Here is a 12,447-nt window from a genome sequence, read left to right as displayed (position 1 = left end):
ATCAGAACCTGTGCTTGGCGTAGACGCCGTCGACGAATTCGGAAACAGCCCGATCGGGGTCCAGCTGAGCAGGCAGTCGCCCGTCCTCCCGACGGCGTTCGAAGGCGTCAACAGCCTTGCGCTGGAGTTCCGAACCCATGAGGCGCAGGTCTCGGGAGTACTTCTCCACGAGTTCCGGCCTCGACCACTTGTAGGCCATCAGGAGTGCCGCCTCCGCGGAGTAGTACTCCTCCGCCGCACCCACCTGCCAGGAGCCATCAGTGCCCAGACGCTTGTCGTGGAAGATTCTGGCACTGTCACGGAGGATCAACCGGTACCCAGCGAGCCGGACGCGCCATGACCAGTCGACGTCGTCGCAATACAAGAAGAACGTTTCTGCGTCAAAGCCTTCGACGGCCGCCGCCACCTCCCGAGTCGTGAGTGCACACGCCGTCGTGATCCATGGGGTCTCACCGGTCTTGGGGTCATAGGGCTTGGGATGCTCGAGCGGCAACTGCCGAGCCTCCACGGCACCGACCCGCACCTGCTCCGAGAACGGCTTCAGCATCTCGATGAGGAGATCGGGGGCCGGGATGGTGTCGGGGTTGACGATGAGCACATAGTCGGCGGTCAGGCCCCTGAGCAGGTGGTTGTGCCCTGCGGCCGATCCCTTGTTCTGGTCGAAGAACTCATAGGAGATGGCGTCCAACCCGAACCTCTTGTGCCGGGCGAGCAAGTCCCCGATCTCGTGGTCGCTGAACACCGCGACCGGCGAACAGTCCCCAAAGCTCACATGCGTGTCTCCGAGGACTCCGGCGCTTCGGGCGAGCTCGATGGACCTTGAAAGGGCCTCGATGAACCTCGTGACATGGGCCTTGTCGTTACCGTAAAGGACCGACTGGACCTGCAGTGTCGGCGCCGCCTGAATCACATTGCCTCCTCGAGCTCACCAGCGATCCACTCCTGGAGCCTGGCCACCCCCTGAACGAGGTTGACCTCAGGGGCCCAAGGCAGGGCCTCCACTGTGCGTCCGATATCTGCGACGGCGTGACGCACGTCCCCGTCTCGGAACAAGCCGTTGATCTTCGGTGCCGGTGCGCGGTAGAAGTCGGAAATGGTGTGGGCCAGATGCAAGATCGTCGTCCTGACGCCGGCTCCAACGTCGAGCACGCGCACGTCCTTCGGCGCTTCCGCAAGGCCCGCCACAAGTGCGCGGGCCACATCGTCAATGAAGACGAAGTCCCGCACGATCTTGCCGTCCTCGTACACAGGAATCGTTCGGCCCTCGCGAGCCAGCCGGCTGAACAGCGCCACGATCCCGGTATAGGAGTTGGTGAGTGACTGACCGGGCCCGTAGACGTTCTGCAGGCGGAAGATGCTCAGAGGCACTCCACGGCTGTTGGCCCAGGCAGAGAGCACATGCTCCTGGGCGAGCTTGGTGGCTCCGTAGACACTGGTTGGCATCGGAGACGTGGTGTCCGCCCTTGCGGGCAGTCCTTCGAGGTCGAGGAAATCCCACTGCTCGGCCTCGAGCTGACGGTGCGTCCGTTGACCGGGGTAGCTGACCGTGCCGTTGGCGCTTGACCACGCACCTTCCCCGTAGACGGCGCGGCTAGAAGTAAGCAGGACGTGTCGCGGCAGATGGCCGATACGACCCAGCCAGTCGGTGAGCTGGGTAGTCCCCACGACGTTCACGTTGGCATGCCGCGTCGCCTCATCGAGCGACTGACCTGTGCCGGTCTCCGCCGCAAGGTGGATCACCGTGTCGGGACGCAGGTCGCCCAGCTTGTCCCAAGTGTTCGCCTGCGTCACGTCCCCGACGACCAACTCGGCAGCAGGGTCAAGCCGCGCGGGTGCGACCCCATCGGGGTGCACTTGGGGGTGCAGACTGTCCAGAACGGTCCAAGACGCCGCCTGCGGCGCCAAGAGCGAACTGAGGGCCGAGCCGATGAAGCCGGCGCCTCCCGTGACGAGAACGTGCCCCAGATCGGCGGTGGGTGGTGCGGTGCTCACGGCTACATGCCTTTCAACGATTCGGGAGCATCGCCGCCCCCGGTCCCTGGTAACCGTCGAACACTAGCCCAGATGGGTGCGTCAGCCGTGACTCGCGACCCGCTCGCGCGCGTCGCTGACCTCAACGTCGGGGCTGCCGTCAACTGGGACCGACGGACCAGTTCGGCGCAGACGCGCGAGCCAGTAGCCAAGGCCCCGACCCGGCCCTCGGTCCTTGAGGCGAAGAGCACGCTTCTCGACCAAGTGCCAGCTGAGGTAGGCACAACCGAAGGTCACGAGCCATGAAACACAGATGTAAGGGACGAGTCCGAGTCGGTGGACCCCGAGATCGGCGAGAGCCATCTGTACGAGGAACCCGTACACGTAGATCCCGTAGGAATAGTCATTCCTGGCGTTGATCCGACGCAGCCGGACTGGCGCGTTTCCCGCGACCCACAACACGAGGTAGGCGAGGGCGGGGTATCCGACGAGGTGGTAACCGCCCTTCACGAAGAGCGAGATGATGAGCACCAGGCACGCGAGGAGGGCAAGTCGACCGGTCGAGGGAACTCGGTCGGCATAAACGGCAACCACACTCCCCCAAAGGAACAACGCTCCAAGTTGGACGAAGTGGGGGTCCCCAAGCCAGGGCGCGAGGCTCGACCCAAACTGCGGTGAGCTCGTGGCCGCGGCAGCCAAGACCGTTAGCCCTGCAGCAAGGGCAGGGACCACGACTTTGCCAAGCCGGAGCACCCCGAAGAGCGCCAGGGCACCCACGATGATGTAGCACTTCCACTCGTAGGCAAGGGTCCAGAGACTTCCGTTGAGAACGCTCCAGCCGACCTGACGGGCGTAAGGCGTCTGGCCGAACACGTCGAGCAGCCCGTATTGGCCGATGTCCAAGGTCCAGTTGCGGGTCAGATAGGTCCAGGGACCGGGGAGATCGGGCGTCCAGTACCCGTTGAGGTTTCCGTGATCCCGGACATAGAACAGCGGCGACACCAGAAAGACACTGACAAGGAGCACAGCCCAGAAGGCCGGGAAGATCCGCAGACATCGCCTCCAGAGGAACTGGATGGCATCGCTTGACATCGCGCTCTTGGTGATGAGGAAGCCGCTCGCAACAAAGAACCCCCCCACGGCCAACCCACCAAAGCTCTCCTGGCTCTTGGTCCACCCCCACATCGGGTCCTCGCCGTAACCGCCGAGAGGGAATGCGTGATCGACGATGACGAGGCTGGCCAGCACCAGCCGGACGAAGCCAAAGGCGTTGTCCCTACCCCGGAGGGCGCCACCGAGAGTTGCCATCCCGGCGTCGGGGCCGTGTCGGCGACTGACCGCTGAATCCACCGCGTATCCTTCGTGTTCGTCTTCGGGGAGAGCCGCCCAAGGCTACCCGACACAGAGCCCTTCCCCACCGAAACGGAGCCGACCTCGATGGCGACGCAACGCAGCAACGTCACGGCTCAGGATCGTGAACGGTTGCAGGACGTCCTGCGGTACGGGAGCCTCGTCGAGAACTTCGCCAGGCGAGAGCTGCGTACGCGGTTTCTGGGCAGCAAGTTCGGGTGGGTCTGGTCGCTGGTCAGCCCTATGGCTTCCCTCGCGATGTACACCGTTGTCTTCGGCGTGATCCTTGGGGCGGACCGGGGCATGGAGGCATCCGCCACCGGGGTGAAGGTGTTCGCCGTCTACCTCTTCACGGGCCTGGTCGCATGGAACCTGTTCACGGGCGTACTCACCCGCAACGTAGACGGCCTTCTTGAAGTCGCAACACTGCGGCGGAAGGTCGCCTTTCCGGTTCTCGCACCCCTCGCCGGCATGACGGTGGCAATCGTCGCCGAAAGGTCCGTCGAGGTAATCCTTCTGATCTGCGTGTATGTACTCCTAGGCAATATTGGATGGAGCTTTCTCTGGATCCCCGTTCTGGTGACACTAACGGCACTATTCAGTCTGGGACTCAGCATGGCGATCGCCTCATTGAATGTCCGGTTTCGCGACATTAGTCACCTGTTGGGCTTGTGCCTCCAATTGCTCTTTTACGCGACGCCCATTATCTACCCGGCAGCTTTTGTGGCTCACCATTTCGGAAACGAGTCCGTCATACACACACTCTTCGTGTCGAACCCGCTCGCCCAGTTTGTCCTGGCGTACAGGTCGGTGATGTGGAGCCTGAACTCCCCTCCACCCTCGCAGTTGCTCGGCCTGGTCGTCTGGACGATCATCTCTCTCACTCTGGGGTGGGCCATCTTCCGAGTGCGCGCTCGAGACGTTGCGGAGGAGGCATGAGCACGGATAACGCTGTTGAGCTGCGCGGCGTCACTCGCGATTTCCGGCTCTCGCATGGCGGCAGCGGGTCGATCAAGCACTCGATACTCAATCGAGGTGCGGGGCGCCTAGAGACGTTCCGCGCCTTGGCCGGTGTTGACCTTGACATCCCCCGCGGGGCAACGTTCGCACTCGTTGGCCACAACGGCTCAGGGAAGTCCACCCTCCTGAAATTGGTCGCGGGAATCTTCCCCGCGTCGCAGGGGGCCGTACATGTCAAGGGAAGGGTCACTGCCCTGCTTGAACTTGGGGCAGGATTCCACCCTGAACTCACAGGTCGAGAGAACGTCTACCTCGCCGGGTCCATTGCCGGGTTGAGCCGACAGGACGTCGACCGCGACCTGCAGCGCATAAAGGACTTCTCAGGTCTGGGTGAGTTCTTCGAGTCCCCGGTCAAGGTGTACAGCTCTGGAATGTTCGTTCGTCTGGGATTCGCGGTTGCCGTCCACATGGAGCCGGAGATCCTCATCATTGACGAAGTCGTCGCAGTGGGCGACGAAGAGTTCCAGAGGCAGTGCTTCGACCATCTACACAAGCTCCGCCGCCAAGGCGTGACGATCCTCTTTGTCTCGCACTCCCTTGGAATCGTCGAGCAACTGGCGGATCACGCCGCGTGGATCGACCACGGCCAGGTGCGGGCCGTGGGGGCGACTCGACAGGTGGTTGACGCCTACCTGTCCGAGGTCAACCGCGCGGAGAGGGCAAAGTCCGAAGGCCCGGCAGAAGACAGCGACAACGAGCAGGCCGCGGAGGTGCTCATCGATGATGAGGTCCATAGGCCCCATGGCTCAACCGATGAGACCGCCCAGGAAGAGCCATCGGTGCAGGAGGGGACCGGGCGTTGGGGCAGCGGTGAAGCTCGCATCCTCGACTTGGAGTTCCTCGGTCATGACCAGAAGGGCACCCGAGCCGTCGAATTCGGCGAGTCGCTGACAGTGCGGCTCCACTACGAATTCGACAACCCCGTCACACGACCGAACTTCGGCCTTGCGGTGTGGTCTGAGCAGGGTTGGCCAATCGGTGCCCCGAACACCCGAATAAACAATCTCGAGACGGGAACGGTCGCCGGTAAGGGCCACATCGACTTCCGCATGGAGCGCTGCAACTTCGTCCCCGGCCGCCTGTCGTTCAGCGCGGCGATCACCGATCACTCCACCACTCACGTCTACGACTGGCGTGACCGGGAGTTCGAGCTCAAGGTGCTCCCCGGGCCCGGGTTCTCGGTGACGGGTCTGATCGAGATCCCGGGAACGTGGTCTCACTGAACTCGCTGGCGGAGGACCAGGCGCCGGCAGCCACAGTGGTCGTCGTGAGCTGGAACCGGCTGTCGCTCCTGGCGACGTGCATCGAATCTCTCCGCCACCAGGACCTCGATCGGGGACTCTTCGAAATCCTCGTCGTCGACAATGCGTCCACTGACGGCACTGCCGAGTGGCTGAACGAGCAACCCGACCTGCGCGTCATCAGGAACCCGCAGAACCGCGGATTCGCAGGGGCCATGTCGCAGGCACTGGCGCATGTCCGTACGCCCTATCTCGCCATGCTGAACAATGACGCCGTTGCCTCTCCAGCCTGGCTCCGCGAGCTTCTCAATCCACTCGCGGCCAACCCGGCTGTAGGCGCGACGACGGCGAAGATCCTGCTATCCGACGCCGCGGCGGGCCCCACCCTTCAGTCCACCGGGGTGGTTCTGGACTCGGGAGCCCGAGGGTCTGACAGAGGCTTCCTCGAGCCAGATTGTGGGCAGTACGACGGGCCGGATTCCACTGACGTATTCGGATTCTGCGGTGGCGCCGCGGCCATTCGGACGTCTGCGGCCCGCAACGTTGGCGGATTCTGGTCGCAACTGTTCCTTTACTACGAGGATGTGGACCTTTCCTGGCGCCTGCGTCGGGCGGGCTACGTCGTCCATTACGTTCCGACAGCTGTAGCCACGCACGCGCACGGAGCCTCGACGGAACACGGAAGTCCTCTCTTCTACCGCTACAACCTGCGAAACCGCATAGCGGTCCTGTTGGCTAACGGCGCTCGCTCCCAGATCACTGCCGCATTCACACCCGCCAAACGCTCGACACGATCCGCGTCACGTCCTTTGAATACGCCAAAGCCGACGAAATCCACCAAGGCCCGTTCCGTGGTCGACCTGCTCCGACTGATGCCGGCGGTTGTTCGCAGACGACTGGAGCCACCAGGTTGGCGCGGAAGCTGGCCTCAGAGCCGGGGCAGGTAGCGCTCCAGCTCGAACGGCGTGACCTGGTTGCGGTAGTCGTCCCACTCGGCCCGCTTGTTGCGCAGGAAGAAGTCGAAGACGTGCTCCCCCAGCGCCTCGGCGACCAGGTCCGAACGCTCCATCAGCGCGATCGCCGAGTGCAGCGAGGTCGGCAGCGGCTGGATGCCCATGGCCCGGCGCTCGGCGTCGGTGAGGGTCCACACGTCGTCCTCGGCCTCGTCGGGCAGGTCGTAGCCCTCCTCGATGCCCTTCAGCCCGGCGGTGAGCAGCACCGCGAACGCCAGGTAGGGGTTGCACGCCGAGTCCAGCGAGCGCACCTCGATGCGGGTGCTCTGGCCCTTGGACGGCTTGTACATCGGCACGCGGATCAGGGCGCTGCGGTTGTTGTGCCCCCAGCAGATGTAGGCCGGTGCCTCGCCACCGCCCCACAGACGCTTGTAGGAGTTGACCCACTGGTTGGTCACCGCGGTGATCTCGGCGCCGTGGCGCAGCAGCCCGGCGATGAACTGCCGCCCGACCTTGCTCAACTGGTAGGGGGCGCCGGCCTCGTAGAAGGCGTTGCGGTCCCCCTCGAACAGCGACAGGTGGGTGTGCATGCCCGAGCCCGGCTGGTCGGTCAGCGGCTTGGGCATGAACGAGGCATAGATGTCCTGCTCGAGCGCGACCTCTTTGATGACCGTGCGGAACGTCATGATGTTGTCGGCGGTCGACAGGGCGTCGGCGTAGCGCAGGTCGATCTCGTTCTGCCCCGGGCCCATCTCGTGGTGGCTGAACTCCACCGAGATGCCCATGTTCTCCAGCATCGTGATCGCCGCGCGGCGGAAGTCGTGGGCGGTCCCGTGCGGCACGTGGTCGAAGTAGCCGCCCTGGTCCACCGGCACCGGCGGCTCCCCCTTCTTCACCGGGCGCTCGAAGAGGAAGAACTCGATCTCGGGGTGGGTGTAGAAGGTGAACCCCAGGTCGGCGGCCTTGGACAGCGCCCGCTGCAGCACGTGCCGGCTGTCGGCGAAGCTGGGCGAGCCGTCAGGAAGCGTGAGGTTGCAGAACATCCGCGCGGTGCCGGGGTTCTCCCCACGCCACGGCAGCACCTGGAACGTGCCGGGGTCGGGCTTGGCCAGCATGTCCGCCTCGTAGACGCGCGCGAAGCCCTCGATCGCGCTGCCGTCGAAGCCGATCCCCTCGGCGAAGGCGCCCTCGAGCTCGGCCGGGGCGACCGCCACCGACTTGAGCGTGCCGAGCACGTCGGTGAACCACAGCCGCACGAAGCGGATGTCGCGCTCCTCGATGGTGCGGAGGACGAACTCCTGCTGACGATCCATGGTGACGATCCTGCCTCAGATGCGTTTCCGATGTGTTACGGACACGGCCGGCGGCTCAGCGCGCCAGGACGGCCTGCGCCGCGTTGTGGCCCGGGATCCCGCTGACCCCACCGCCACGGCGGGCACCGGCCCCCGCGAGCAGCACCTTGCCGTATGCCGTCTCCACGCCCCAGGTGCCCACCTCACCGTCAGCCTCAGCCCAGGGCCACTGCAGCGAGCGGTGGAAGATGTTGCCCGCCGGCAGGCCCAGGTCGGCCTCGAGATCCAGCGGGGTTCGCGCCTCCAGGCACGGGTTGCCCTCCCCGTCGCGCAGCAGGACGTCCTCGATCGGCTCGGCGAGGACGGAGTTGAGCGAGCGCAGGGTCGCCGCGAGAGCCTCCTCGCGGCGCGCGTCGTTGTCCTCGCGGAACAGGCGGGCCGGCATGTGCAGCCCGAAGAGGGTCAGGGTCTGGGCGTCGCTGGCGGCGAGCTCGGCGCCGAGGATGCTGCGGTCGGACAGGCTGTGGCAGTAGATCTCGCACGGCGGCAGCTGCGGCACCTCGCCGCGTGCGGCCGCGGCATACGTCTGCTGGAGCTGCTCCCAGCCCTCGTTGATGTGGAACGTCCCCGCGAAGGCGCCGGCGGGGTCGACGGCCCCGTCGCGCAGCCGGGGCAGCCGCGACAGCAGCATGTTGACCTTCAGCTGGGAGCCCTCGGGCGCCTCCTCGGTCTCCACCGGCGCAGCCCCGGTCGCGGCCAGCAGCCGGTTGAGGACCACGGGGGCGACGTTGGCCAGGACCGAGCCCGAGGCGGTGACCTCATGCTCGCGGCCGTCGGCCCCCTGCCAGGTGACCGTGCCGTCGGGGTCCAGCGCCACGACGTCGGCGCTGGTGGTGAGCGTGGCCCCGGCGTCGGAGGCCGCCCGGGCCAGCGCGCCGGTGACCGCGCCCATGCCGCCGACCGGGACGTCCCAGTCCCCCGTGCCGCCACCGATGAGGTGGTAGAGGAAGCAGCGGTTCTGGGCCAGGGACGCCTCGTCGAGGTCGGCGAAGGTGCCGATCAGCGCGTCGGTGGCGACGATGCCGCGCACCGTGTCGTCCGCGAAGGTGTCGCGCAGGACCTCGCCCAGCGGGCGCTCGACGACCGCGGACCACAGCTCGTCGTCCGCGACGAGGGCGCGCACGTCATCCGCCGAGCGCAGCGGCTCCAGGACGGTCGGGAACATCCGCTGCGCCAGGTGGTGCATCCGGCCGTAGAACCGTTGCCACTGCTCGTGTTCGGCGTCTGAGCCGGTCAGCGTGCGGAACGCCGCCCTGGTCGCCGCCTCGTCACCGTTGTCGACCAGCAGGCCGCGCTCGGGGGCGGTCGGCACCGGCGTGAAGGAGGAGAACCGGCGCCGCACCAGGTCCAGGTCCAGGCCGAGGTCGGCGATGATCTGCCGCGGCAGGAGCGAGACCAGGTAGGAGTAGCGCGACAGGTGGGCGTCGACCCCGGGGAAGGCGCGCGCCGAGACGGCGGCACCCCCCACGTGGTCGGCCCGCTCCAGCACGAGCACCTTCCGGCCGGCGCGGGCGAGGTATGCCGCGGCCGTCAGCCCGTTGTGCCCCGCCCCGATGATCACGTCGTCGTAGCTCACGATCGCGACCCTAGGCCTTCCCGGGCTGACGGCGCTGCCTCAGTCCGCGGGTCGGAGCCCGTGCCGGCGAGCCAGGGACGCTGCCTCGAACCGGTTGGCCGTGGTCGTCTTGCGCAGGATGTTGGAGACGTGGACGCTCACCGTCTTCTCGCTGATGACCAGAGCCCGCGCCACTTCTGCGTACGACCGTCCTGCGGCGAGGTGGGCAAGCACCTCGCGCTCCCGGTGGGTGAGCACACCCAACGGCCCGTCGGGCCCTGTCCCGGTCGACCGTGGCCGGGACAGCGATGGGCAGCCGGGCCAGCGCCGAGCACTCGACGACCTCTCGCTGCAGCGGTTGAGCCCCCAGGGATGCCGCCAGCACGGCGGCCTCGCGCAGAGGCTCGGCCACCTGCCGCCTGGCCGCGCCGCGGGCCAGACCGCTGCGTGCCTGTTCCAGGCGCGCCCGGGCCCTCTCCCAGGGCAGGTCTGCCGCCGCACAGGCGTCCGCGGCATCGGCCCACAGGTCGGCCTGACGCACCGATCCGTGACAGGCGGCAGCCGCCGCCAGCCGCAACGCCTGCCAGGCGGCGTACACCGGGTCGCCCGCGGCCGGGGCACCGGGTGGCGGCACCCCACGGGCGGCCAGGTCGAGCGCCTGAAGGTTCGAACGCACTTGCCGCAGTGCCTCGGGGTCCCGGCGGTCGCGAGCCTGCTGGGCCAGCGCCGCAGACGCGAGCGAGCCCTGGACGAGGAGCTCCTCGACTGCCCGTGGGTCCGCCTCGGCATGCACGGGAAGCGCGGCAGCCACGACATCGAACGCCTTCTGCGGCTCGCCTGTTGCCAGGCACAGCTCGGCCGCGACCCGTGCGAACGGCATGCCGGGCAGGGTGGCATGCTCGGGCACGAGCTCCTCGGCGCGGCGCAGGTGTTGACGCGCCTGCCCGGGCGCTCCTTCCCGGACCGCGAGCAGCGCGGCGACGAGCCGGGCCATCGCGCCACTGGATCCCACCCCCGCAGGGCGAGCGCGTCGCGCAGCAGCGCTCGGGCCGGTTCCCACTCACCGACCGTGAGCAGCTGCCCGGCTCCGATGCTGGCCAGGAACGCCCCGAGCTGCCCGGCCCCCCGCTCACTGAGCAGGCGCAGCGCCTCGGCGTTGGCCCACCCGGCCTCCCTCAACATGCCCAGCGCGTCCATGCAGTTGGACAGCTGGAGACACGCGTGCTCCAGGAGCACCACGTCGTCACCCCGGACGGCGACCTGCCACGCCTCCCGCGCGTCGGCCAGGGCAGCAGGCCTGCCGAGGCCGGCGATGGACCGGGTCAACAGGGCACGCGCCAGCGCCTGCTCCGAGCCGGAACGTGTCGCGGCCGCGACCGACCGCTCGGCGGTCGCGAGCGCCCGCGGGTCGCCGGCCCAGTGGAGCTGGAACGCCTTGGCTGCGAGCGCCTCTGCGTGCTCCGGTGAACCCGGATGCTCGGAGCTCAGCCGTACTGCTTCGTCCGGGTCGCCGGACCCGGATGTCTGGGCGGTGCTGGCCACCCACAGGTAGTAGCGCTCCTGCAGGAGGCGGCACGCCTCGAGGGGCTCGCGTTCACGGTCGGTCATCACCAGGGCCTGGTCCAGGGTGCGCACCGCGGTGTCCATCTCGCCCGCGCGGTGGGCTGCCCGGCTCAGCCGGACGAGAAGCTCGCGCCGGTCCCCGGCGCGGCGGCGCAGCGCGATACGGACCTCTGGCCACAGGCGCAGCGCCCGCTGCAGGTTGGCGCTCTCCTCGGCAAACGCGTGGACCCGGTTGGCCTGGTCCGCTGCCTCCACCGATGCGCCGAAAGCCTCCTCGGGCTGGCCCGCGCGCTCCAGGTGCAAGGCTCGGTCCGAGGGCTCGCTCACGACCGTCGCGACAGCGCGGTGCCACGCGGCCGCCTCCCCCGGGACGAAGCCGTCGTAGAGCACCTCGGCGAGCAGGGGGTGCCGGAACCAGCACCCGTGCCCGACCCCGATCCGCAGCACCCCCGCGTCCAGCGCCTCGTGCACTGCGCGGGCTACCGCGTCCTCCGGCATGCCGCGAACCGAGCCGACCGAGACGAGCTGGTGCCAGCCCATGGGTCGGCCGGCCACCGCGACGATCCGCAGCAGCTCCACGGTGCCCGGCGAGAGCCGCAACGCCGTTGCCGCCAGCGCCTCCCGCAGCTCCTCGGGCAGACCGGGCGGCAGCTCCTGCGCCTCCGCCGGCAGCCCTCGGGTGAGCAGCTCGGTCACGTACGGGTTGCCCCCCGAGCGCTCGAAGACCGTGCGCACAAGGGGCTCGCCGGGGTCACGGCCGAGCAGGGCCGTGAGCTGTTCCCCGGTCTCGGCCTCGGACAGCCGGGACAGGCGCAGCTCGGTGACCGGCGGCAGCCTGCGGACGTCCGCCAGCCACTCGCGGATCCGGTGCCCGTCAGGCACTTCATCACGGCAGGTGAGCAGCACGGCCAACGGCTGCCGGGAGAAGCCGGTCAGGATGTGTGCCACCAGGTCGAGAGACGTCCCGTCCGCCCAGTGCACGTCGTCGACGACCAACACCGCCGGCGCGCGCAGCCACACCCGGGACAACGCCGTCTCCAGCAAGGGCAGCAGCCGGCCTTCCGGCAGCCGTCCGGACGAGCGACCCAGAGCCGGCAGGACCTCGGCCAGGTCCTCCGCCCCGGCCAGGACCCGGTCCTGTTCCTCCCGGCCGGCCCCGACCAGCCACGCCTCCAGGGCTCCCAGAACCGGGGCGCCTGGGACCGCAGCCTCGCCGAACCGCATGCACCGGCCCCACAGGATCGCCCGCCCCGAACCCGACCCTCGGCACGCGGCCTCGACGAGGTGGGTCTTGCCCACCCCCGCTTCACCGCGCACCACCACGGCGTGCGGCCCCCCGGTGCGCGCACGCTCAAGGCAGCCGCGCAGCACCTCTAGCTCGGACACCCGCCCCGCGACGACCGGGGTCTCCAGCCGTGTCCCCACCTCTCGCAGTCTGCCCC

General features: G+C 68.0%; 9 protein-coding genes. 3 read left to right on the top strand and 6 right to left on the bottom strand.

Going from position 1 to position 12,447, the window contains the following annotated elements; translation table 11 throughout:
- Nucleotide 1 precedes the first annotated feature (1 nt).
- From FB474_RS06695 to FB474_RS06685, 3 genes are all read right to left on the bottom strand, one after another.
- Nucleotides 2–910 (bottom strand): glycosyltransferase family protein, encoded by a 909-nt coding sequence (locus FB474_RS06695; protein WP_221632459.1) that lies wholly within the window; start codon nucleotides 908–910, stop codon nucleotides 2–4.
- Nucleotides 907–1,992 (bottom strand): NAD-dependent epimerase/dehydratase family protein, encoded by a 1,086-nt coding sequence (locus FB474_RS06690; protein ID WP_185746069.1) that lies wholly within the window; start codon nucleotides 1,990–1,992, stop codon nucleotides 907–909. The genes FB474_RS06695 and FB474_RS06690 overlap by 4 nt, the downstream gene beginning before the upstream one ends.
- Nucleotides 1,993–2,073: 81 nt before the next feature.
- On the bottom strand, nucleotides 2,074–3,321 hold the full coding sequence (locus FB474_RS06685) for an acyltransferase family protein (protein ID WP_141787932.1): 1,248 nt from the start codon (nucleotides 3,319–3,321) through the stop codon (nucleotides 2,074–2,076).
- A gap of 87 nt (nucleotides 3,322–3,408) precedes the next feature.
- Between FB474_RS06685 and FB474_RS06680 the strand changes: the two genes are divergently transcribed.
- From FB474_RS06680 to FB474_RS06670, 3 genes are read left to right on the top strand one after another with little or no spacing between them, the layout of a single operon-like run.
- Nucleotides 3,409–4,260: an ABC transporter permease gene (locus FB474_RS06680; protein WP_141787931.1), complete on the top strand. Its 852-nt coding sequence runs from the start codon at nucleotides 3,409–3,411 to the stop codon at nucleotides 4,258–4,260.
- Nucleotides 4,257–5,564 (top strand): ABC transporter ATP-binding protein, encoded by a 1,308-nt coding sequence (locus FB474_RS06675; protein WP_141787930.1) that lies wholly within the window; start codon nucleotides 4,257–4,259, stop codon nucleotides 5,562–5,564. The genes FB474_RS06680 and FB474_RS06675 overlap by 4 nt, the downstream gene beginning before the upstream one ends.
- Nucleotides 5,552–6,529, top strand: coding sequence for a glycosyltransferase family 2 protein (locus FB474_RS06670; protein ID WP_141787929.1), 978 nt, complete (start codon nucleotides 5,552–5,554; stop codon nucleotides 6,527–6,529). Before FB474_RS06675 ends, FB474_RS06670 begins: the two co-directional genes overlap by 13 nt.
- Here the strand turns inward: FB474_RS06670 and FB474_RS06665 are convergent.
- Genes FB474_RS06665 through FB474_RS06655 form a run of 3 tightly spaced genes read right to left on the bottom strand, consistent with a single transcriptional unit; the run spans nucleotide 6,511 to nucleotide 12,430 of the window.
- Nucleotides 6,511–7,848 (bottom strand): glutamine synthetase family protein, encoded by a 1,338-nt coding sequence (locus FB474_RS06665; RefSeq protein ID WP_141787928.1) that lies wholly within the window; start codon nucleotides 7,846–7,848, stop codon nucleotides 6,511–6,513. The genes FB474_RS06670 and FB474_RS06665 overlap by 19 nt on opposite strands.
- 55 nt (nucleotides 7,849–7,903) lie before the next feature.
- Nucleotides 7,904–9,463, bottom strand: coding sequence for a phytoene desaturase family protein (locus FB474_RS06660; RefSeq protein WP_221632457.1), 1,560 nt, complete (start codon nucleotides 9,461–9,463; stop codon nucleotides 7,904–7,906).
- 39 nt (nucleotides 9,464–9,502) lie between these two features.
- A complete protein-coding gene (locus FB474_RS06655) occupies nucleotides 9,503–12,430 on the bottom strand; it encodes a helix-turn-helix transcriptional regulator (protein WP_141787926.1) in 2,928 nt (975 codons plus the stop codon).
- Between the last annotated feature and the right edge of the window lie 17 nt (nucleotides 12,431–12,447).

It is taken from the genome of Oryzihumus leptocrescens (assembly GCF_006716205.1).
Taxonomy (GTDB): domain Bacteria; phylum Actinomycetota; class Actinomycetes; order Actinomycetales; family Dermatophilaceae; genus Oryzihumus; species Oryzihumus leptocrescens.
This window is presented reverse-complemented; position numbering and strand designations above follow the sequence as displayed.

Coding starts and splice junctions, on each gene's coding strand:
- FB474_RS06680 (WP_141787931.1), top strand. CDS start 3,409: ATGGCGACGCAACGCAGCAACGTCACGGCTCAGGATCGTGAACGGTTG.
- FB474_RS06665 (WP_141787928.1), bottom strand. CDS start 7,848: ATGGATCGTCAGCAGGAGTTCGTCCTCCGCACCATCGAGGAGCGCGAC.
- FB474_RS06675 (WP_141787930.1), top strand. CDS start 4,257: ATGAGCACGGATAACGCTGTTGAGCTGCGCGGCGTCACTCGCGATTTC.